This window comes from Bradyrhizobium lablabi, from assembly GCF_001440475.1.
Lineage (GTDB): Bacteria > Pseudomonadota > Alphaproteobacteria > Rhizobiales > Xanthobacteraceae > Bradyrhizobium > Bradyrhizobium lablabi.
Genome location: NZ_LLYB01000032.1, coordinates 1 through 21278 on the forward strand (window position 1 = coordinate 1; position 21278 = coordinate 21278).

Consider the following 21278-nt stretch of genomic DNA (forward strand, 5'->3'; position numbering starts at 1 on the left):
GACGTGGGCCCAATGCCAGGCTTGTCACCTGAGGACAGAGCGACCCTGTCGGAGATTCAATCGGGACAACAGAGGACTAGCGATGAGCTCGCGGAACTCAACCGCAGCATCAATGCCCAGCTGGCCGATTTAACACGAATGTCGGATCAAATCGCAGCTCTCACTTCGCGACTCGACTCGTTGCAGAACCCGACACCCACGGCTTCTTCTCCTCATGTTGCTCGTCCTGGCCATGCCGTTTCGGAGTCGGCCAAGAAACCCGTGCGATCGACTAAACCACAAGGGCCGGTTTCCGTCAGGGGCGCGCCACTGATCTCAGGACCGAAGGCGGACGAGCCTTGACGACAGGTGCCACAGACCTCCAGCTTGCCAACCCCCGCTCGACGCGGTTGATCGTTTCTCGCCAAGCGGCCTGCCGGGCGATTACGGCGGCGCCAAAGCTTACGGCAGTGCCAGGACCTCTAACGTGAGGCTCGCCGAGGCCGTCGAGATCGTTGCCGCAACGACGGCAGTCTGGCTCAGATTGCATAGAAACATTTTCTATATGGTCGAGGCGCCGTCCTGTTAGCGAGAAACGGTGATGCTTTTGGATCCGTTTATGCTGCTTGTTAATAAGGTGAACGGTTGAGATAAGCGTCGAATGCGGCAGCAACAGCACGAATCACAAAGCGGTGCTCCTGCCTCACGCGGATGAAACCCTTTTCGATGTCGATTATCCCGTCCTCGGCAAGCATCGCCAAGCGTTCAGCTGAATCCAGAAAAGGGACCGCATGAAATCCGTGGTTGGTACAGATTGCCGGCACGTCGGCCTCCAGATCGCACATTAGCCGCTCGATGATCGCGGCTCGGACGCGGTCTTCATCGGTGAGCCGGTAGCCTTTTGACGTCGCCAGACGGCCTGCTCTGATGTGCCCGCTGTACGAGCCTGTTGCAACATCGTTCTGGACGTAACCGTCGCCGAGACGGCCGATGGCCGACGTGCCGAAGCCGATCAGGGTTTTGCAGGTGTCGGCCGAGTAACCCAAGGAATTACGCCGCAGCCGACTGGCCTTCTGCGCCAGAGCGAGCTGATCGTCCGGCAAGGCAAAATGGTCAAGCCCGATTTGGAGGTAGCCGGCAGCGACCAGCGTATCGGCCACGGCCGCAGCCTGGTCGGCGCGGGCAGCACTGTCCGGCAGCGCCGCCTCATCGATCAGGCGCTGACGTTTCATATACGAAGGAACGTGCGCGTAGCCGAAAACCGCAACCCGGTTCGGGCGCATGGCGACCGCCATCGTCGCGCTCTCGACGCAGGACTGCACCGTCTGATGTGGGAGACCGAAAATAAGGTCCAAGTTGATGCGGCTTATTCCGTGCTGGCGAAGAATTTCGACGGCAGCGGCGGTCTGCGCCTTACTCTGGACCCGGTTGATCGCTTTTTGAACGATGGGATCGAAGCTCTGCACGCCGAGGCTCGCGCGGTTCACGCCGGCTGCTCCTAAGGCTTCGGCCATCTGGACCGTGAACGTGCGCGGGTCGATCTCGACGGCGATCGTAGCCGTTTTCCTGAAAGCGAAACGGCGGCGCAGGAGCTCCATCAGAGCCAGGAAATCCGCTGGCGCGACGAGGGTCGGCGTTCCGCCGCCGAAGTGCACGTCGCTCACGGGCAGCGCTTGCGGCGCTTGCTCCGCGACCAAACGGATCTCCTCACGCAGCACCGACAAATAATTGAGGACCGGCGCATCCCGGCGAGTGCTGGCCGTAGGAAAGCCGCAATACCAGCAGATCGATCGGCAGAACGGAATGTGGAGATAGAGCGACACGGGCTCGTCAGGCGGCAGCCGCCTCAGCCATTTCTCACAGTCCTGTGCACCGACCTCCTTGGAGAACTCTGGCACGGTTGGATAGATGGTGTACCAAGGCAGGCGGGCATCGCAATACTTTTTCTGGATTGAGGCCTGCAAAGGTTACTTTCCCAGGTGGTATATAGAATCATCCTAACCGCAGCGCTCCCCTGCGTCTTTGCGCCATATCAAACGATCGGCGTTAGTCCAGAAATCTGCATTCCGTCAAAGTCCATGCTAAGGTAAATCGGTTAGGATGACAGCAGGAGCGTAGCCACTCGCTGACACTCGTTTGATGTTTGTGAAGAGAAGGACTTTATTGCACGACTGATGTTGAAGCAGTGCTTGATGTGAAGAATTGACGTGCGACGACCATTTGGCTTTCGAGGCCCATCCCGCATCTTCGGTTTGATAGATGCGCTCGAGGCGGAACGAGTGCTTTACGGGGAATTGCCCGGGCGATCTCGTCAAGGCAACAACGAAATGGTAGAAGTTTCAATTGTGCTCAACAGATCCGCGGCAGTTGTTCTCCCCATAGCCAATCGACAATTCGCACGCCACCAAAGCTGGTTGACAGCTGCACAAACTGATGATTGTCGGTAACGGCCTCGCCGATATCAGCCGCATCGCGCCCCAGCGGATGCGCTCTCATAGCTGCAAGCACGGCATTGGCCATGTCAGGCGCCACGATGGCAACGAGCTTGCCCTCGTTGGCGACGTGTAGCGGATCAAGCCCAAAGAGTTCGCAAGCGGCGGCAACCGCCGGCTTCACCGGAATGGCCTCTTCCTGCAGACGGAACCCGAGGCCCGACTGATGCGCAATCTCGTTGAGCATCGCCGCAAGACCGCCGCGCGTGGGGTCACGCATCACCCGGATGCTGCTGCCGCCGACCGCAACCATTAGAGCTACGAGATCATGCAGCGCTGCGGAATCCGAGACGATCTCGGTCTCGTAAGCGAGATTCTGGCGCCTCGACATGATCGCTGCACCATGGTCGCCTAGACTGCCGGAGACCAGCACGCGGTCGCCGACCCTTGCCTTCTCCGCGGAGAGATCGAGCCCATCGGCCAAAACCCCGACCCCCGTCATCGAGATGAACAGGCCGTCCGCCTTCCCGCGCTCGACGACCTTGGTGTCACCCGTGATGATGTAAACGCCGGCGGTACGCGCGGCCTCGCCCATCGAATCCGCAATCGTCTTCAGATCCGAGAAGCGGAAGCCCTCCTCGATGATGAAAGTTGCCGAAAGATAGAGCGGACGCGCGCCGCCCATCGCGACATCATTGATCGTGCCGTGGACCGCAAGCGATCCGATATTGCCGCCGGGAAAGAACAGCGGCGAAACGACATAGCCATCGGTCGTCATCACCATTCTGCCAGCGCCAACATGGAAGGCCGCCTGATCGTTGACGCGGGCGAGCCATTCATTGCCGAAGGCTTCGTGAAACAGGCCGGAGATCAGCTGAGCCATCGCGCGCCCCCCCGCGCCGTGGGACAGGTCGACCCGCCCGTTCTTGATATCGATCTTGCGTTGGTAGGCCGTTGCCCTCATCACGCCCGCCTCAACTGATCATCGCGAAACCGTCCATACGTCCAATGCGCGGCACAGGCGCCTTCCGATGAGACCATGCAGGATCCTATCGGGATTTCCGGCGTGCAGACGGTTCCGAACAGCTTGCAGTCGACCGGCCTCTTCACGCCGCGCAGGATGGCCCCGCACTCGCACGCCGGATTGTCGGCGACACGCACTTCGTGCATCGCGAAACGCATCTCTGCATCGAATTGAGCGTAAGCCTGCTTTAGCTTCAGTCCGCTATGGGGGACGAGCCCGAGCCCGCGCCATTCGAACCGGTCACGCAGTTCGAAGATATCCGACACCTCTTCCTGGGCGCGCCGATTGCCTTCGCGCGTCACCCCACGGCTGTATTGGTTCTCCACCTCATATCGGCTTTCGTTCGCCTGCCGCACCAGCATCAGAATCGCCTGCATCATATCGAGCGGTTCGAATCCCCCGATCACGATCGGCTTGCCGAATTTTTCTGCGAGGACCTCGTAAGGCTTCGTGCCGATGATGGTGCTAACATGCGCAGGTCCAAGGAAGCCATCAATTTCAATCCGCCCGCCATTATGGATATCCTGACCCTCGAGAATGCTATGCATCGCGGCGGGAGTTAGCAGGTGATTGCAGAACACACTAACATTCTTCAGCCACTTCTTCTCGGCAAGCCGGATCATCACCGCTGTCGGCGGCGCCGTGGTCTCAAATCCAATGGCAAAAAAGACCACCTCCCGATTCGGCGCCTGTTCGGCGATCCGGATTGCATCGAGGGTCGAGTAGACCATCCGTATGTCGGCGCCGTACGCCTTGGCGCTCAGCAGGGATTTTCCCTGCGAGCCAGGCACGCGCATCACGTCGCCATAAATACAGAGAGTGACCTCCGGCCGTTCGGCGAGCCTGATCGCCATATCAATGCGGCTGGCGGGGAGAACACAGACGGGACAACCCGGCCCGTGGATCATGCGAACATTCGCAGGAAGTATATCCTCCAGACCATAGCGGGAAATCGCATGCGTGTGTCCGCCGCAGAATTCCATGAACCGATATTCCCTTTGCGACTCGGCTTCGGCGGCAATCGCACGCGCAAGCCCCTGCGCGATGGTCTTGTCGCGAAATTCGTCGGCATATTTCATGACTGGAGCTCCCGCCCCACGCTGCCTAGCTCCTGTAGGAGCTGCAGCGTGTGCTCGGCCTCCGCCGGGTCGATTCTCGCCAGGGCGTAGCCGACATGGACAAGGACGTAGTCCCCCACGGCGAGATTGTCGATCAGGGCGATCGATATCTCCTTGCTGATGCCGTCGATGGACACGATGGCAAGGTCGTCGGGAAGAATCTTCACGACCTCAGCTGGTACCGAGAGACACATATCAGGCTATTCCTTCCAGGGCTGACGGCCGTTCGGCAATCTGCAGAGCGGCGATCCAGGCTTGTCCGAGGCTCAAGCCACCGTCATTGGCCGGAACCTGCCGCGGCAGCAGCGGAGTGAGGCCGGCCGCAATGCAACCCCGCTGGATTTCTTCCGCGAGTACCGCGTTCAGGAAGCAGCCTCCACTCAGAGCGACGGTGGCAACGCCAGTTGTCCGGGCCGCGCGCGCGACCCAGTCAACGCAGGCAGCGGCAAACGTGCCATGAAACAGCCCGGCTCCCTCCGTGGCGCCGACGTTGTCTGCAATCAAGCGTGAAAACAGCGGGCGAAGGGACAGCACATGGCCATCGATCATCCAGCCCGCTTCAAGCACCGCAGTCCACCGCACACGCGCCTCTAGCTTCATCGCGGCTTCGCCCTCATAGCTCTGCAAAGTCGCGATCCCCAGCAGCGCCGCTGCTGCGTCGAACAGTCGGCCCGCGCTGGTCGTAGTTGTCACGCCGGGTTGATCGAGCAATGACGGCAGACGCTCGGCCTGCGGCTGTGCTGCAAAGCGCAGCCCGATTTCGTTTTTCCGCCCCAGCAAGTGCAATATTGCGCTCGCCATGCGCCACGGCTCGCGGGCTGCGCGATCTCCGCCAGGCATTTGCAAGGGCGCGAGATGCCCGATCCTTCGAAACCCGGCACCTTCGCACAACAATAGCTCGCCACCCCAGTTGCCGCCGTCGGAGCCATAACCATAGCCGTCGAGGAGAAGGGCGAGCGTAGGCCGCCCAAGGCCATGCTCCGCGATGACGGCGGCAGCGTGCGCGTGGTGATGCTGGACAGCGACCAGCGCGCGACCGCTTGCCTCCGCAAATCGGGTGGTCGCCATGTTGGGATGCAGATCATGGGCAATGACGACAGGATCGATGTCGAGGGTCGATGTGAGGTGCCGGATCGTCTCCTCAAAGAAGCGGATGCCTTCAGCCGTATCGAGATCGCCGATGTGCTGCGAGACGAAGGCCTCACTGCCCCGTGTAACCGTGATGGTCGATTTCAACGCGCCGCCTACGGCGAGCACGGGCGCCACAGACCTCGCAAGCCGGATCGGTTCGGGAACATAGCCGCGGGCGCGACGAATGAATTGACGCCGCCCCGCCACCACCGCCACCACGGAATCATCGGCGCGCGTCAGAATATCACGATCATGGGTCACAATAAGATCGGCGATGCCCGCGAGCCGCCGCAGCGCCTCCGCGTTGTCGATCGGGAGCGGTTCGCCGCCGGGATTAGCACTGGTGCTGACAATGACCGGACCTTCACCCCCATCCCATGCACCTGTCGAACGAAGCGCATGGAAGATGAGGTGATGCAACGGGGCCACCGGCAGCATGATGCCAACGCGCGACAGGCCGGGGGCTATCGCCGGCGCCAGATTGTTGCGCGACAGCAGGAGAACGATCGGGCGGGCGATGGATTCGAGCAGTGGGAGCTCGGCGGCATTCGCCTCCGCAATCTCGCTGACCTGCTCTACGGAACCAACCATGACCGCGAACGGCTTCTGGTCGCGCTGCTTCTTCTTGCGCAAACGCTGCACGGCGTCATGGTTGCGAGCGTCGCAAAGCAACTGGTACCCGCCCACTCCCTTTATCGCGACGATTTGGCCGCCGTCGATCGCCGCGGCAATATCGTTGATCCCATGACTGAGCCGAGGACCGCATGTCGGACAGGCAATCGCTTCCGCATGAAACCTGCGGCTCGCCGGATCGGCATATTCGCCCGCGCAGGCGGCACACATCGCAAACTCCCTCATCGCAGTGTTCCGGCGATCGTAGGGAAGCCGTTTGGCGATGGTATAGCGAGGGCCGCAATGAGAGCAGTTGATGAAGGGATAAAGGTAATATCGGCTGTTCGGGTCGAACAACTCATCATGACATTGCTGGCATGTTGCTGTATCGGCGAGGATTCGGGTCGACACCCTCCCGTGTTCGCTGGCGCGGATCGAAAAATCTTTCGCCGCAAGCGCACCAATCTTCTGAACGGAGATGTGGTCGATCCGCGCCAATGGAGGCCTTTCGCGTGGCAGAGCGGCGACAAACTCGCACGTACGGTCGCCCTCAACCTCGATGATCACGCCATCGGGATCGTTGGCGACGAACCCGGTCAACCCATAGCGGGTAGCGAGACCATATACATAAGGACGAAAGCCGACACCCTGCACGGCGCCACTGATGCGCACCCGCAGCCGCGTTCCGCCGCGGATGATTGCGTCGATGCTCGCGCTCATCGCGATGCGTCCTGGACGGGACGCCTCTGATGCGCAGCCTGTTTCCGGATCCAAGCGTAGAGCCCGACAAAGCCCTCGCCCGTACGCGCCGAAACCGTCAGCACCTCAATGTTCGGATTGACGCGTCTCGCATATTCGATGGTTTGGGCTAAATCGAAGTCGATCACCGGCGCAAGATCAATCTTGTTGATCAGCATCAGCGACGATGCGGCGAACATATCCGGATATTTGAGCGGCTTGTCTTCACCATCGGCGGCCGAGAACACCACGATCTTACAGGCCTCGCCGAGATCGAACGCCGCGGGACACACTAGATTCCCGACATTCTCGATGAAGAGAATACCGCCCTTGAGCGGCGGCAAGCGGCGATAAGCCTCGCCGACCATCGCAGCATCGAGATGGCAGCCCTTGCCGGTATTGATCTGGATTGCGGGCACGCCGGTTGCGCGAATGCGATCGGCATCGTTCGAGGTCTGCTGGTCGCCCTCGATGACACCAACCGGGCGGCCACCCTTGAGCTCGGAGACGGCGCGGACGAGCAGCGAGGTTTTGCCCGCGCCCGGACCGGAAACAAGGTTGAACACGATCAGGTCATCGGCCAGGAAGCGCGCGCGGTTGTCGGCGGCGATCCTATTGTTCTTGCCGAGGATGTCGCGCTCGATCTGAATGGCTCGCTCGCCGCTCATACCCGCGATCTTCAAGCCGGCCGGGTCGGCGCCGCAATCCACAAGCGCCCCTCCGCCCTGAGCATGCTGATCGCTATGATCATGATGGCGATCATGGCCGTGGTAATGGTTGTGAGAATCTTGCACCTTTTCACCGCCGTGCATATGATCATGGTGGTGACCGTAGTGACCATGCGCACGATCATGGTGATCGCCCTGGGTTTGCGCACTTTGGCCGTCGGCGCGTTCGATGGAGGGCGTTCCTTCCCTACAGCCACATACGGTACACATTAGTCGACCTCCAGCTCTTTGACCCGCATCTCTTCGCCCGCGGTCACCTGTAGCTGAAAGCTGCCGCAGCAGGGACAAGGCTCATAGCGTTGCGCAATCTCAACGCTCCTCGAACAGGCCATGCACCAGGCGACACCAGGCAATTCGACGACCTCAATAACCGCGCCATTGGCGATGGTCCGCGCTGCAACGGCCGCAAAGCAGAACTTCATCGCTTCGGGAGCGACATGGCTCAGCGCCCCGATCTCCAGACACACGGTCTTCACCCTGGAAAACGATCGTCGGCGCGCCTCCTCCTCGACGATCTCGACGATACCCTCACAAAGCGCCATTTCATGCATCGCCAATTTCGCGAAAATTCAGAGTGAACCCAACGCAAGGGTCAAAGGATCCGACCATCGCGCGAACGGCACCCCGTGCCTGTGGTTTCGCGACCAGCACCACGCCTTGCAGGCTGCGGACAAGCGGTCCGCGCGCGTGGAAATTCCACTCGGTCGGGGCAAGAAATTCGAAGCGCAACAGCTGTCCCTGACGATCAAGCTCAACCGCGTGATAGAGACGTCCCCTGGCGCATTCGATCGCGGCCGCACCACGGCCCGGCCCCAGCCTGTAGCTTTCGATGATCCCATCCTCCGCTGTTTCAACATGAGCATCGTGGCGGAGCCAAGCGTGCAGCCGCACGATTTCCGCAATCCTCGCCTTCAGCCGCTCGGCCGGCCCCGACCGGCCCAGCGTGAGCTGATCACGCATCATTTGGCGTGCCCACGCACCTGTTTCGGGAATGCGGCCCTCAAGGTCGGGACAACGGCAAAATCCTGCATCATCCACGAGCCGTTCAATGACGCCGCGGTCGTCGGCAACGGACAAAAACGAGTGCTGCATCGGCGTCGGGTTCAACGCGTCTTCCTCGAGAGCCGCGACGCTAAGCGCTAGCGGGTTACCGAGCGCCGGCGCTCCGTCTTCGTTCGTTACGCCAAGCGCTGTCAGCGCAATCCCAACCCGCGCTATTGCCTCGCGTCGAACCTGGCCGCAGCTGGGCTCTGCGCTGCTGAGAAGTGCCGATACCCCCTCCATCAGGGCCCGGATCGCTGCGGCGCTCGTGGTATCCAGCGCGAAATGCCCGACAAACAGGCCCCGCAGCAATTCCGCCAGCCGCTCGGCAACGACCATGACGATACGATGCTGGCGCGTCGTAAGGCTGATGTTTTCGTCGCGCGCCGCCTCGATCGCGGACAGGAATGCCACCTGGTGCGCGGCGGCACACAACGAGAAGATTCGCGGCAGCACGTCGAGCAACGAAACGGCCGGCTTGCCGGCGAACAGCCGCCCCAGTGGCGGCCGGACGCGCGGCAGAATCTCGACCGCGGCAATTGCGTCGCCAGCAAGCGATACGCTAACATCGATCTGGTTGCGGACGGCGAGACTCATGCTCGCCGCTCCGTCAGTACACCGCGTAAGAAATGCCGGCGGTCGATCGAACCAGGTCGCGCATCGGGCCCATCTAACGCCGCGCGATTGGCCGGCGACATCAGCGCCGCGAGCCCTGCTTCGGCGGTGGCGCGCGCGGACGCCATGTGCTCGAACTCAAACATCGGCGAGAACAGTGAGTAGCTCGCGATCAAGCCCACGGCCGCCGGCTCACTGACGGTGAATTCGATCTCGCCTGCCGGAAATCGCAAGCGCAGGTTCGATCCCGGGCTCGGAGACGATTGCGAAGTGCAGTCACGCATGAGTGTGACCACGTTCATGAACCAGGGCGTGACCATCATGCCGACGACCCTGCCCTCGCGCGCGCGAAAGTCGATCGCTGCGATGCTCAAGACGTCGTTGAAGATCGGCAGGTGGCGCATGGTACGATCGGTGATATCCCGATAGGCTGCCGCGAGCCTCTCGCCCCACGCCGACGCATCGGCGTGCAAGCTCCTGCAGAAACGCTGTTCGCGGTCAGGCGTCATCTTCAATCACCATGAACTTCGTTTTGGGCGCATCGCAGTTTGGACAACGCCAATTTTCGGGCAACCCGGCGAAAGGCGTTCCCGCTGCAATTTGCGTCGCCTCATCCCCCTCACCCAGGTCGTAGACGATCCAACAGATGCCGCACTCCAAGCGCGCGCCGTTTGCGATATCCTTCCGGACGCCAAAATTCTCGAAGCTCGTCATTCGAAGTAAGCTTTGATGATTTCTTGCAGGCGTTCGGCGGAAACCCAGAAATCTTCCTCGGCGGCCAACGCAGCCATTGGCACGCCGCCGACTTCCAGCGTATCCAGAATTATGCTGTCCATGGCATTGAAGAACTGCACCGACCAGACGTTCCGGATGCCCGTCGCCAGCACTCGGCAAGTCCCATAGCCGCGCGAGATGAGCTGGATCGGACCGTTGCCGACGCTTTGCTGCAAAAACGCCAGGTCGACCGGGCTCATCGGCAGCAGGGTGAAGTTGATGATCTGCGAGCGCATGCCCGGCTGCCAGGCCATTGCCCGCTCACGGATTTCTGCGAGTACCGGCAGCACGTTCATCGCGCCGTCCGGTGCCGCGCCGATCAGAAGATCGCTCGACGTCAGGTCGGTTGCGGCGCGCCGCACGATTTCCGGGATCGCACCGACCTCGACATATTCGTGTGCCGCGTCGGTCTCGATGCGCACGCGCCAGATTCCCGCAAGTACCGATTCCTGGATTTGCGCCACGCGGCCACTCGGCAAAGCAACAACGCCGGAGAGCTCGCCCTCCCCGAGCACTTCGGCAATCAGCCTGCGCTCCGGATCGTTGAGATTTCCGATCCTGAACAGCTGCGTCGGCACATCGCTCTTCTGGCCAGCAACGGCGGCCGCGACCGAATACAACAGCGCGATGGCATTCGGACAGTTCCTTGCCAGCTCGATGCCATTGAGCGCAGCGGGGTTCGCGAGCGCCCTCGCAGCCCCTAGCCCGCTATGGGCTGCGTCGAGACTTTCCGCGGCGATGGGAAACACGCTCATCGGCTGCTCGCATTTTCTCGGCGCTATCGGACGCGACCCGGAAACCTGTTTCATGATACGACGTCCCCTTTTGTGTGCGGGGCTGCTGCTTATGTCCACGATGCGTCATTGGCGCGGGCGATCAATGAGCTTCGAAACGCGGTCGATAGAGATCTCCCGGATCTTGGCGATCATGCCGAGTGTCTCGCGCTTGTGGGACGCTTGCGGTCCCCACCTCGAACAGACGGAGCCGCGTCAGATCATGTTTCCCGGATTGAAAGTCCATTAGCCGCCTCTTTGATAGTCCATGGTTCTGCTGGGTCAGGTGTAGCAAGGGACGTGCCAATCGTTGCTCTTTCGCGATTGCATTCCCGCTCGTATCAGCACCCGGTCGAGATATTCCTCGTGAAGCTTGTTTCGGCTTCATCCGCTGATATGGACAAAAATGGGCAGGCAGTGACCGGGAGGCGGCGCCGGGCTAGCGCAGGTACTCGGGCAATTGCGGCTCTTGACCGATCAAGTCCGCAAAGAAACGATCACAATCGTGGCCATTGAGGGCCGCATCAAGCCCCTCAAGAGCGTCCGCGATCAGCCGCGCTTCGTCGTCATCCAAGAGCCGCACCGCGGTATCGATATGGACAAGCACCTTGGCACCGAGAGGTGGCTCGGAGAGCAGCATGACTGAGACGCGCCGCTGTTCATCGCCATATTGGCAAAGCGCCGACATGCCGTCGGTCTCAATAATCGTCATTGGCAAGCCAAGGCACATGGTAATCCGCGAGCCGCTAGATCGGCCGCGCCCTCCTCTCATAATTTGTATGGTCGATATCGTTCGCGAGCAGATGTTCCGAGTGCGGTAGCGGCGCCATCCGCAGTTTTGCCGGAGAACCCCACTGCGCCAGCAGTTCGCAAGCCAGTTCGATCGCAGGCGCAATCTGATTGCGCACCGGAGCCGTCAGCGGCCCGCCCCAATCCTCCAGGTCAAGTGGCTGACAGCCGATTAGAGCGAGCTGTCGCGGGCAGTGGCCAAGCAGGTTGGCCGCACTTAAAACCTCCTGGAAGCCGGTCTGATGCAGGCTCACCTTCTTGGCGCCGGTGAATTTCGGCACCTCCTCGTCTCGCACGAGCTTCAAGTGCCCGGGGGCGAGTCCATAGTCGATGGCATCGAACGCGATCAGGCAATCGGCCTTTTCGAGAAAGTTGACGAGGTAGAGCCCCTGCGTGCCGCCATCGAGCATGGTGACATTGCTAGGGACGGCGTAGCGGCGGTGGAACTGCTCCACCACGCGCACGCCGAACCCATCATCAGCCCACAGGATATTGCCGATGCCGAGCACCAGGATCCGTTTTGTGTTCTCCGGAGTTGGCAGCTGCATCGTCAATCAATCGCGGAATTCGCGCTCGCCGAAAATGATCGATGAGACGATGCTCTGGCGCGACACGATATCTTCGCGAACCGCTGTATAGATGTGAATGAGCGCAAACGTCACGATCATCCACAGGCCGAGATGATGCCCGGTGCGGACGTCCTGGCTGTTCGGCCTAATCGAAAACACCCAGCCGAACAGCCTGTACTGCCAGCTGTCGTTGCCGGTGCCCTGCGCGTACAGTGCAAAGCCGGTGACGATCATGAACGCGGTCGCCAGCGTAAACATGAAGAACATCGCAAGCTGGGCCAGCGGATTGTGCGCGGCGTATTTCTTTGGCTCGGCCGCAACGAAAGCGTACCAGCGAATCTCGTGCCACACCTCGCGCCAATAGCTCTTGCGCCAAATCGGCACGTAGAAAATCTGCTTAGCATGGGGGTTGCCCACGACCGCCCAGTAAATGCGCAAGAGGAAGCCGAGCGTGAGCACATAGCCTGCGATGAAATGCACAAAACGGATATAGCCGAACAGAAAATTGTCGCCTGTCTTTCCGGGAATGGTCGGTATCCCATTGCCGATGAAATAGCCGCTGAGGCCCAACACCAGGATTGCCGCGGCGTTGATCCAATGCCACAGCCGCACGGGCGCTTCGTACACGTAGACGACGCCACGCTCGCTGCTGGCGGAGCGTACCGGGTCAACCGCGACAGTGGCAGTTAGCGCTTGCGGAGATTTGTCCAACAATGCCGCCTCCCCTAGCGGGCCTTGACCGTTGCCATTTCCTGGCCATCCGGTCCCATCACATGTGTCGAGCAGGCCAGGCATGGATCAAACGAATGGATCGTGCGCAGGATTTCCAGCGGCTTATCCGGATCAGCGATCGGCGTATCCATCAGCGAGGCCTCAAATGCACCGATATTGCCATTTGGATCACGCGGAGAGCCGTTCCATGTCGTCGGCACGACGCATTGGTAGTTGTCGATCTTGGTCTGCTTGATCTTGATCCAGTGCCCGAGCGCACCACGCGGCGCCTCGGTGAAACCGTAGCCCTTGGCTTCCTTCGGCCAGCTCTCCGGCTTCCATTTATCGATGTTGGCGGTAGCAGTGTCACCAGCTTTGATATTCGCCATAAGCTTGTCCTGGAAATAGCGCATCTGGTGCGCGGCCCATTGGCATTCGAGCGCACGTGCCGCAGTGCGGCCGAGCGTCGAGAAGAGTGCAGCGAAGGGAAGATCGAGTGTCTTCAGCAGCTTCTCGGTTGGCTCCTTGAACTCCTCTTTGCCTTGTGCGTGACCTATGAGGTATCGCGCCAGCGGTCCCACCTCGACGGCGTTGCCGCGCCAGCGAGGCGCCTTGATCCAGGAATATTTGCCGCCTTCGTCAAGCTCCTTGATGTCGGTCCTGGTGCCCTTAACGTTGGGCCCGAGCCGGAAATTCGGCTCGGTTATACCATCCCAGGGATGCAGCCCCCTGGTTTCATCGGGGTACTTGTACCAGGAATGAGCGACGAACTCCTGGATCTGCTCGGGATCGCCGTGATCGATCGGCAGAACTTCGCTGAAATTGCCATTGAGGATCACGCCGCGCGGCTGCTTGAGGTTTTTCGCGGAATAATCATTCGCGTTCTCGGGAATGTCGCCATAGGACATTAGGCTCTTACTCGAGAGACCGCAGCCATAGAGCCAGTCCTTGTAGAAGGAGCCAATCACGGCAATGTCGGGCAGATAAACCTGCTCGACGAATTCGATCGAACGGCCAATGATCGAGGATACCAGATTTAGCCGCTCCATATTTATGGCACCCACTGCACCGGTACCATCGACATTGATGGCGCATGCCACGCCACCGACCAACCAATTCGGATGCGGGTTCTTGCCGCCATAGATGGCGTGGATCTTGACGACGTCCTTCTGGAAGTCGAGCGCTTCCAGATAATGCGCCAAGGCCATCAGGTTCGCTTCCGGCGGAAGCTTGTAGGCCGGATGCCCCCAGTAGGCGTTCTTAAACGGGCCGAGCTGCCCTGATTCAACGAACTTGGTCAGCCTGATCTGCAGATGCTTGAAATAGCCTGGCGACGATAGCGGCCAGGGGGAGACCGACTGCGCCAACGCAGAGGTCGCCTTGGGATCGGCCTTTAGGGCGGAAATCACATCGACCCAATCCAGCGAGTGCAGGTGATAGAAGTGCACAAGATGATCGTGCACTTGCAAGCAGAGCTGCATGATATTGCGGATCGAATTAGCATTCTCGGGAATGATGATACCCAGCGCGTTCTCCACCGCGCGCACCGAGGTGAGCGCATGCGTGCCGGTGCAGACGCCGCAAATCCGTTCGGTGAACGCCCAAGCATCGCGAGGATCGCGTCCACGCAGGATCGTCTCGATGCCGCGCCACATAGTTCCGGATGAGACCGCGTTGCAGATCACATTGTCGGAATCGAGATTGACCTCGACGCGGAGGTGGCCTTCGACCCGGGTCAGCGGATCGACGACAATGCGTTTGCCGAAATTGTCGAGCTTGAATCCATTCGGTGTCTGGGCGTCCATCGTTGTCCTTCTCTGAATTCGATTATTCTTCCTGAGCTACGCGGCCCCGTTTACCGGTCAGCCGCTTCGCGGCTGTGATCGCCGCGTGTGCGGCAACGGCTAGGCCGACAGCGCCAGCAGCGGCCATGCCAATTTGGTCGGCGTTGGCCTCGATGCCGAATTGCTTGATGGTCGTCAGTCGATCGTAAAATGAGCCCTTGTCCCAAAAGCCATCTTCGGAGCAGCCGAAGCAGCCGTGGCCGGATTGGATCGGGAAGGAAACGCCGTCGTTCCACCGAACGGCCGAGCAGGCGTTGTAGGTGGTTGGCCCCTTGCAGCCCATCTTGTAGAGGCAATAGCCCTGGCGCGCGGACTCGTCGTCCCACTCCTCGACAAACTGGCCGGCGTCGAAATGGGGACGCCGATAGCACTTGTCGTGGATCCGCTGGGAATAGAACATCTTTGGACGCCCTTGGCGGTCGAGCTCGGGAAGCTTTCCGAACGTGGTGATGAAGGTCACCAAGGCGGTCATGACCTCGGCGATGGGCGGGCAGCCAGGCACCTTGATGATCGGTTTGTTCGTGATCACTTTATCGATCGGCGTCGCCTGAGTCGGGTTGGGCTTGGCTGCCTGCACGCAACCCCAAGACGCACAAGTACCCCAAGCAATGATCGCCATGGAATCTTCCGCCATCGCCCTGAGCTTTTCGACGAACGGCTTGCCGCCATCAATGCAAAACATGCCGCCTTCGTTCAGCGGCGGATTGCCTTCAACGGCAAGCACATACTGCCCCTTGTACTTGGCGCGGGTCTCCTCGAGGATAGCTTCGGCCTGGTGTCCTGCCGCCGCCATGATTGGGGCGTCATAATCCAGCGAGATCATCGACAGCACCACGTCTTTGAACAGCGGATGGGCCGAGCGGATAAAGCTTTCCGAACAGCAGGTGCATTCGAGCCCGTGCATCCAGATCACGGGCACACGCGGCTTTGTCTCCAGCGCGTTGGCAATCTGGCTTGCCGCGAGCGAACCGAGCCCGAGGCTCGTTGCCGTCAAACTGCAAAACTTGTGGAAACTGCGACGCGTGATACCTTGACGTCTGATGACGCCGTAAAACGTTTCCGTTGCCTCACCCATAAACCCTTCCAAGCTGTTATCGACGGCTTACTGACGCTCTGATAGCAAGAAGCAGGCCAACACCACCTGAAACACTTGAGAGATGCCAAACTTTTTCCAGAAAAAGCGCTCAAATTAGTCACGTGGGGCCATGAGAGCTGAGGAAACGGAAACGAACGCACGATGTGCGTTCGCAGCGTCTACATAACCAAGTCGTCGCATGCCGCAATCCGGCGGCGCCACCTTCTTCAGGTTTTCACGAAGCTGGCCTCTCAGGACTAGATTGGATTTTTAAGGTTCGCAATCTCGTCAGGTGGCTTATCGCGGCCAGTCAGCCGCTTATCCTAGAAGATCAGCATATCCGTGCAACATCCCTTCGTTGCGGCGAACGTAGCCAGCCGTGTCGTGACGTCTTTGAGCCCCTACTTGGATCTTTGTCGTATCACGAATTGTCCAAGTGAATGCTAGAGCACCGGCTCGCAATTCCAATTCATTAAGAATCCTTCGACCAGTGTCGGACACCACACGTCTTACACATACCGTCAGCTTAGGGACGCGCCGCGGGTTAACAGCCGCTGTGAAAGAACGGCCTCAACACTCTCGGCCCCCTCAACTCCGACGCTTGGACGCCCCGGTACAACCGTATGTCTTAAGGCAGTAATACGGTGCATCCGGGAAAACTGATCCAGCGCATAAACACAAGACGCGCGTAGCTTTGCGATTTCATCACCAAGGCGTTCGATGATGGGCGAAATGGTCGCAGACCTGGGAAAGTCCGCTTCCCCTTCTAGCCAAGTTGGCGTGGGTTCCGCGCTTGCATTGCCCGGTGACAACCAGCGGAATACCTCGCTAATGCATCCCTGCGGATAGTATTCGGACAGCCGATATACGTCCCTATAGAATTACGGCTTCTGTTGGTAGAGATCTTCACCGAACAGTAGCACCGAGACCGCCACTATCCGCGCAGAGAACCGGCCGCTCGGGCCAAGCTCCTATTCTTGTAAGGGCTTTTTCCATAAAACACACGAAACTGGCCAAATAGGTCGGGTGACATGTGCTCCAAAAAGCGCGTCAGAACATAATTTGCTGACTCAAGACGCTCAATCATACCGCAAGACATTGGCGAGCGTCAGCGTCAGCCGTGTCACGTAATTCAAGTAGAGATCGATTGGTAGCTGTAGATCGCTCTCGATGAGTAGGTGACCCAAGCAAAAATCCCGCTCTTCGACCCCGGCCGCGCCGAGGCAATATGCGCGTGGATTGCTCTGCACCGAGTTCGCAAGGATCATATCTTCATACGAGAGGACCTCAATGCTAGGCTTCCGATCACAACTTAATCGGGCAAGACGGCTTAGCTCCTCTCCTATGGTCAACTCCGCTTCTACGGGATGAAGACCAGCAAACGCTGACATCTGATAAGCACAGTTGACGAGATAGTGGATGTCTGTCTTGGCGATCGCGAGCTCGGGCTGCGGCAGATTCAGCAGCTGCACCTCATAGTCAGCCGATGCAATCATCCCGTTAATGCTGCGTCCAAGATCCCTGCCCCCTTCATCTAGCCGTTTACTGCGTTTGATCTCGGCAATGCAGTGCGGGAGCTGATCGGCGACCAAATTGCTGAGAAGCCCAAGCGGGCGCTTTCTCTGCCCGCGATCAATACTATCGGTCAGATGAGAAATATCTGCGTCCGATAGCTCGGCGCGTTCATGCTTTCGGACTCCCACTAATTTTCGTGTGTAGAGAAGCCGCGATGACATCTGCGGCCGCCGTCACATCAATTTCTTCTTTGGCTCGTTGCTGAGAAGCGCATTTCGATCAGCGAACTGCATTCGTCTCCGTCACTCGACGCAGGTCAGATCGCACCTAGCGATGCGCCGGCGAGGCGCGCGGGATGAGTACAGTTTGTCGAGGACAGGCGGATATCGCGGCCAATGCGTCTTCGTGCGTTGCGAAGCCCGACGGCTCAGTACGGCGTCTCCGGTGCTGATTTGGATCAATTGAGTAGGTTTCATATAACTCCTGCGCCTACGACTGGGAGAGTGGCATGATCGTGTGGGTCCTTCCCAGCAATGCACATGCCACCAAGCACGTCGTGCGGGCCTTGCTTGAAGAGTGAAAACTATGTGCTTCGCTTCGCGGCGAGCGAATATTTGCACCTCCGCGTCGCTTTTCGAACATACGCGTCTGCAACCGGACACGCCGAATACGACACCACGGTCGTAACATCCCTCGATCTCGCAACCGTTTCGATGCGCACGTCGAACTCGCCCTGAACCAGTTAGGGCCAGAACTGCTTGAAGTGCGCATAACAGCGATAAAGAAGCCCCGCAGTACGGCGGTGCCAGGGTTATGGGCGTTGCCGGGCTCTGGCGGTATTTTCCAGCTTTCCGGAGCTCCGTGGCAGTTGGCGAATGGTCTTGGGAATAGCATCACCCTCTGACTTCAGGGGTGCGAGATCAAGTGTAAGATCTCTAAGCGCGCGCTCGCCACAGTAAAGAAGCCCGATCCCTCTCGGCGGCCGCATTCGCTGAGTCGGAAACACTGCTTCGAAAGCGTACAACCTGACGCTACGTGCGATTCAAGTCTCACCTGAGGGGCCTCGCACGAATTTGTACGAACCTTCGGCTTACGATCTGCTCTTCGCTCGCTTTTTGTCCAGGAATTGTCGTCTCCTTTGGTAGTTGAACTCTGAGCCGCCGGCGCGACTCAGTTTCGCCACGCGCCTTAACGCAGGCTTCGGAGCTGTTCCGCGAGTGCCGGATGCTTTGAGTTAATAGCAGGTGACTGCAAACGGCTTCACCCCGAGGCGTGAGCGGTGCGCTTTGATGCCGATCCGGAAGTCAACTCTTGCGTTTTGTGCTCCGCCAACGCATATACGCACCACGGTAGCGCGATGCGCTATCGCAGCCCTCCTTGGGCGTTTCCTCCCTAGACTTGGGCCGCTTGTTCATTACAAGCGGCCTCTTTTTCTCGGTCGCCGCTATGGCGACGCCCCGGCAATTCTTTCGGAAATTGGCTTGCGCAGGTTGGTTAGACGACCGCCACGCTCGCAACGAGTTGCTACCTTCGGCGCAAGCGCCATCCCCGTCGCTTTAACGAGAAGGGACGAGCACGGTCATGAGAAACTCGCCTTACGCGAGGCAACGCGCCTTCGTTGCAGGTCGGCGGCCCGTGAGGTGTTGAGTACGCATTCTTCTCCGGCCGTGATATCAGTCTTCGCGGTAAAGCCTCCGCGGGCGAATGTTAAAGATGTTTCTCGCATTTGATAAGCGTCGGAGATATAGGGATGGAAATGGGAAGCCTTTCTTTGGTTGGTCCGGCATGCGGTAGTCGTCAATACTATCGAAGGAACGATCTCCCCTTCGGGCGCTCCGGCCGATCTCAGCGATCGGGCGCATTTGGAAGCCGTGCGAAGGCGCTTGCCGCGGGACGCCGCAATGCCAGCAGCCTTCGCACGAGTGCTACGACACGCGCTTGATGATGTAGCTATCCATGATCCAGCCATGCTTGGCGCGTGCTTCCTGTCGGGCGGCGACGATGATTGGCCCCACTTCTGCGAGCGCACCTGACATGGTGATTTGCGGGGGCATCCCGAGATAGGCGCCCCACCAGATATGTAGTCCGTTCGGATCGAGCCACTGGAACGCGGCGCCGCCATCGAGCATGACGACCACCGTGTCGGCGCCGGATGGCCAACCGCATTCGCGCAGCCGCCGTCCGGTGGTGACGAGAAAAGGCTCCCCAATGTCGTTCAGCGGCAGTGAATGTGCGGCGCAAAGCGCCTGGATCGACGTGATGCCCGGGACGACCTCGATTATCGGCAACGGATCAAGCCATTGTGCGATCCGCAGGCTCGAGTCGTATAGCGAAGGATCGCCCCAGATCAGCAGGGCAACGCGCCCGTCATCACCGAGATGCGCCGCAATTGCCCGGGACCAGGTCACGGCGACGGCGTCGTGCCATTCCTCCACTCCCTTGCGGTAGCTCTCCTGCGCAGTATCGCGAACGGGCACGTCGAACTCAGCAACGCGCGTGCGGCTGTTCGTCAGGGCTTGCGCGCAAATCAGCCGGCGCAGGTCGGCGAGATCGGACTTCACCGGGCCCTTGCGCGGAATCAGCACCAAGTCAGCTGCATTGATCGCGCGGATCGCCCCAAGCGTGAGCTGCTCGGGATCGCCGCAGCCAATGCCTATCAGGGAGAGTGTCAGCATTACGTTATGAAACGGGGGCGGCCGCGGCTTGCGACCGCCCGCACGTCATCTTCAGGCGCCGTTGTGAAGCCGATAGGTAACAAGACCATCGGCAGTCACACCTCGCAGCGATTTCGCCAGTGCCAACACGGTCAGATCGGCCAGCGGTTCAATGACCACGACGAGCGCGTAAGAAGCGGCGAAAGACGCGATGGAGGCGAGGTTCTCGGCCGCAAAGCCCGCACCATACAGCGCCCAGAAGGCGACCCACCCTACGATGCCGGATTGATAGGCGGTTGAAAGCGCAAGTGCCTGCCGATATTGCAGGTCAACATAGGCGGTGTTGCGAGGAATGATCCGCCCGGCCAGCGCCTGGATCGCAAATAAGGGCACCAGCAGCGTCGTCACGTTCATACCATATTGCGGCAGGTCGGTCGGCACGAAGAACAGCCCCTGCAGCAGAAGACCAAGCGCCAACCCGAACGCGGCTGGCGCTGCGCCGAACAGGAGAAACAGCGTCGAGCCGAGAATGAAATGCACCTCCGAGACCCCGACCCTGAAATGCGGCAGGAGTTCGAAGAACGAGAAGACCAGGACCGTTGTTGCGACGGTGCGCACCGCCAGCGAAACAATTCCCTGCGCGCGCACGGTTTCGACCACGAGCTTGAAGGCGCAGCCGGCGGCAACGGCACCGGTTGCGCAACTCAGCACGAGCTTGGCGCCCGTAACGATACCTGGTTCGATATGCATGACTTAAGTCCCTTCTGCCGTCACACCGGACGGCGTTAGCGTTAAAAACTGCAGGGCCGGTCTCCTGGCTCGCGGTTCGAAACCGGTCCCCGGCCTTCCCAGGCCTGACGGCCAGTGGCGGATCGGAGCCCCTCACCGCTTACAGTCGCGGGGGCGGCCGGGCTTTGGGCGCCGCATTCAGGTCCGCCCTTCCCCGTTCCCAATTATGCTCTGGCGCTTTGCGCCGCTTCGAGCACCATGCCTGCTCTGTGTGCTCCTTCCGACGAGGAGACGTCAAGGGGCTCGCGAGATCGGGCGACAGCGTCATCATCGAGTCTCTCCCGCCAGCGTGCCGAAAAGAATGATCGGCGCCGTCGTTGCGGCGCCGGTTTGCGCTAGCTGCTCTGCGAGCTTCGCAATCGTGGTG

The 21278-nt window shown here is 59.9% G+C and carries 19 protein-coding genes and 1 riboswitch; all 19 genes read right to left on the minus strand.

Features of this window, described 5'->3' with window-relative positions; translation table 11 throughout:
- Positions 1–608 precede the first annotated feature (608 nt).
- The 19 genes from hemN to CQ14_RS01120 all read right to left on the minus strand — a co-directional run bounded on the left by hemN (position 609) and on the right by CQ14_RS01120 (position 20872).
- Positions 609–1943 carry an oxygen-independent coproporphyrinogen III oxidase gene (gene hemN / locus CQ14_RS01030; RefSeq protein ID WP_057856098.1) on the minus strand — a complete coding sequence of 445 codons (1335 nt, stop codon included), beginning with the start codon at positions 1941–1943 and terminating at the stop codon, positions 609–611.
- Between the two features lie 385 nt (positions 1944–2328).
- The gene (hypE, locus tag CQ14_RS01035) at positions 2329–3375 is read right to left on the minus strand and encodes a hydrogenase expression/formation protein HypE (protein WP_057856099.1); all 1047 of its coding nucleotides are present in this window, start codon (positions 3373–3375) and stop codon (positions 2329–2331) included.
- On the minus strand, positions 3375–4514 hold the full coding sequence (gene hypD / locus CQ14_RS01040) for a hydrogenase formation protein HypD (protein WP_057856100.1): 1140 nt from the start codon (positions 4512–4514) through the stop codon (positions 3375–3377). The genes hypE and hypD overlap by 1 nt, the downstream gene beginning before the upstream one ends.
- The gene (locus CQ14_RS01045; RefSeq protein WP_057856101.1) at positions 4511–4747 is read right to left on the minus strand and encodes a HypC/HybG/HupF family hydrogenase formation chaperone; all 237 of its coding nucleotides are present in this window, start codon (positions 4745–4747) and stop codon (positions 4511–4513) included. Before CQ14_RS01045 ends, hypD begins: the two co-directional genes overlap by 4 nt.
- Before the next feature lies 1 nt (position 4748).
- Positions 4749–7016, minus strand: a complete 2268-nt coding sequence (gene hypF, locus CQ14_RS01050) for a carbamoyltransferase HypF (protein WP_057856102.1) — start codon at positions 7014–7016, stop codon at positions 4749–4751.
- Positions 7013–7972, minus strand: a complete 960-nt coding sequence (gene hypB, locus CQ14_RS01055; RefSeq protein ID WP_057856103.1) for a hydrogenase nickel incorporation protein HypB — start codon at positions 7970–7972, stop codon at positions 7013–7015. Before hypB ends, hypF begins: the two co-directional genes overlap by 4 nt.
- Complete coding sequence (hypA, locus tag CQ14_RS01060; protein ID WP_057856104.1) at positions 7972–8313, minus strand: hydrogenase maturation nickel metallochaperone HypA; 342 nt, start codon at positions 8311–8313, stop codon at positions 7972–7974. Before hypA ends, hypB begins: the two co-directional genes overlap by 1 nt.
- Entirely contained in the window at positions 8306–9400 is a 1095-nt protein-coding gene (locus CQ14_RS01065) for a hypothetical protein (RefSeq protein WP_057856105.1), read from the minus strand. Before CQ14_RS01065 ends, hypA begins: the two co-directional genes overlap by 8 nt.
- Positions 9397–9927: a [NiFe]-hydrogenase assembly chaperone HybE gene (hybE, locus tag CQ14_RS01070; RefSeq protein ID WP_057856106.1), complete on the minus strand. Its 531-nt coding sequence runs from the start codon at positions 9925–9927 to the stop codon at positions 9397–9399. Before hybE ends, CQ14_RS01065 begins: the two co-directional genes overlap by 4 nt.
- Entirely contained in the window at positions 9917–10132 is a 216-nt protein-coding gene (locus tag CQ14_RS01075) for a rubredoxin (RefSeq protein WP_057856107.1), read from the minus strand. The genes hybE and CQ14_RS01075 overlap by 11 nt, the downstream gene beginning before the upstream one ends.
- Positions 10129–11001: a hydrogenase expression/formation protein gene (locus CQ14_RS01080; protein WP_057856108.1), complete on the minus strand. Its 873-nt coding sequence runs from the start codon at positions 10999–11001 to the stop codon at positions 10129–10131. The genes CQ14_RS01075 and CQ14_RS01080 overlap by 4 nt, the downstream gene beginning before the upstream one ends.
- 403 nt (positions 11002–11404) lie before the next feature.
- Positions 11405–11695, minus strand: a complete 291-nt coding sequence (locus CQ14_RS01085) for a HypC/HybG/HupF family hydrogenase formation chaperone (protein ID WP_057856109.1) — start codon at positions 11693–11695, stop codon at positions 11405–11407.
- A gap of 16 nt (positions 11696–11711) precedes the next feature.
- The gene (locus CQ14_RS01090) at positions 11712–12302 is read right to left on the minus strand and encodes a HyaD/HybD family hydrogenase maturation endopeptidase (protein WP_057856126.1); all 591 of its coding nucleotides are present in this window, start codon (positions 12300–12302) and stop codon (positions 11712–11714) included.
- A gap of 6 nt (positions 12303–12308) precedes the next feature.
- On the minus strand, positions 12309–13037 hold the full coding sequence (cybH, locus tag CQ14_RS01095) for a Ni/Fe-hydrogenase, b-type cytochrome subunit (RefSeq protein WP_057856110.1): 729 nt from the start codon (positions 13035–13037) through the stop codon (positions 12309–12311).
- Between the two features lie 11 nt (positions 13038–13048).
- On the minus strand, positions 13049–14839 hold the full coding sequence (locus CQ14_RS01100) for a nickel-dependent hydrogenase large subunit (RefSeq protein WP_057856111.1): 1791 nt from the start codon (positions 14837–14839) through the stop codon (positions 13049–13051).
- A 22-nt stretch (positions 14840–14861) separates the two neighbouring features.
- Complete coding sequence (locus tag CQ14_RS01105) at positions 14862–15953, minus strand: hydrogenase small subunit (protein WP_057856112.1); 1092 nt, start codon at positions 15951–15953, stop codon at positions 14862–14864.
- Positions 15954–17032: 1079 nt separating this feature from the next.
- Positions 17033–17689 carry a hypothetical protein gene (locus tag CQ14_RS45470; protein WP_245320097.1) on the minus strand — a complete coding sequence of 219 codons (657 nt, stop codon included), beginning with the start codon at positions 17687–17689 and terminating at the stop codon, positions 17033–17035.
- Between the two features lie 1704 nt (positions 17690–19393).
- On the minus strand, positions 19394–20143 hold the full coding sequence (gene cobF, locus CQ14_RS01115) for a precorrin-6A synthase (deacetylating) (protein WP_057856113.1): 750 nt from the start codon (positions 20141–20143) through the stop codon (positions 19394–19396).
- 51 nt (positions 20144–20194) lie between these two features.
- Positions 20195–20872: an energy-coupling factor ABC transporter permease gene (locus CQ14_RS01120; protein ID WP_057856114.1), complete on the minus strand. Its 678-nt coding sequence runs from the start codon at positions 20870–20872 to the stop codon at positions 20195–20197.
- A gap of 37 nt (positions 20873–20909) precedes the next feature.
- A riboswitch (cobalamin riboswitch) is annotated at positions 20910–21127 on the minus strand.
- Positions 21128–21278 lie beyond the last annotated feature (151 nt).

Excerpts from the sequence above, each read along its gene's own strand:
- hypE (WP_057856099.1), bottom strand. The coding sequence starts at position 3,375 with ATGAGGGCAACGGCCTACCAACGCAAGATCGATATCAAGAACGGGCGG.
- hypD (WP_057856100.1), bottom strand. The coding sequence starts at position 4,514 with ATGAAATATGCCGACGAATTTCGCGACAAGACCATCGCGCAGGGGCTT.
- CQ14_RS01045 (WP_057856101.1), bottom strand. The coding sequence starts at position 4,747 with ATGTGTCTCTCGGTACCAGCTGAGGTCGTGAAGATTCTTCCCGACGAC.
- hypF (WP_057856102.1), bottom strand. The coding sequence starts at position 7,016 with ATGAGCGCGAGCATCGACGCAATCATCCGCGGCGGAACGCGGCTGCGG.
- hypB (WP_057856103.1), bottom strand. The coding sequence starts at position 7,972 with ATGTGTACCGTATGTGGCTGTAGGGAAGGAACGCCCTCCATCGAACGC.
- hypA (WP_057856104.1), bottom strand. The coding sequence starts at position 8,313 with ATGCATGAAATGGCGCTTTGTGAGGGTATCGTCGAGATCGTCGAGGAG.
- CQ14_RS01065 (WP_057856105.1), bottom strand. The coding sequence starts at position 9,400 with ATGAGTCTCGCCGTCCGCAACCAGATCGATGTTAGCGTATCGCTTGCT.
- hybE (WP_057856106.1), bottom strand. The coding sequence starts at position 9,927 with ATGACGCCTGACCGCGAACAGCGTTTCTGCAGGAGCTTGCACGCCGAT.
- CQ14_RS01075 (WP_057856107.1), bottom strand. The coding sequence starts at position 10,132 with ATGACGAGCTTCGAGAATTTTGGCGTCCGGAAGGATATCGCAAACGGC.
- CQ14_RS01080 (WP_057856108.1), bottom strand. The coding sequence starts at position 11,001 with ATGAAACAGGTTTCCGGGTCGCGTCCGATAGCGCCGAGAAAATGCGAG.
- CQ14_RS01085 (WP_057856109.1), bottom strand. The coding sequence starts at position 11,695 with ATGTGCCTTGGCTTGCCAATGACGATTATTGAGACCGACGGCATGTCG.
- CQ14_RS01090 (WP_057856126.1), bottom strand. The coding sequence starts at position 12,302 with ATGCAGCTGCCAACTCCGGAGAACACAAAACGGATCCTGGTGCTCGGC.
- CQ14_RS01100 (WP_057856111.1), bottom strand. The coding sequence starts at position 14,839 with ATGGACGCCCAGACACCGAATGGATTCAAGCTCGACAATTTCGGCAAA.
- CQ14_RS01105 (WP_057856112.1), bottom strand. The coding sequence starts at position 15,953 with ATGGGTGAGGCAACGGAAACGTTTTACGGCGTCATCAGACGTCAAGGT.
- CQ14_RS45470 (WP_245320097.1), bottom strand. The coding sequence starts at position 17,689 with ATGTCATCGCGGCTTCTCTACACACGAAAATTAGTGGGAGTCCGAAAG.
- cobF (WP_057856113.1), bottom strand. The coding sequence starts at position 20,143 with ATGCTGACACTCTCCCTGATAGGCATTGGCTGCGGCGATCCCGAGCAG.
- CQ14_RS01120 (WP_057856114.1), bottom strand. The coding sequence starts at position 20,872 with ATGCATATCGAACCAGGTATCGTTACGGGCGCCAAGCTCGTGCTGAGT.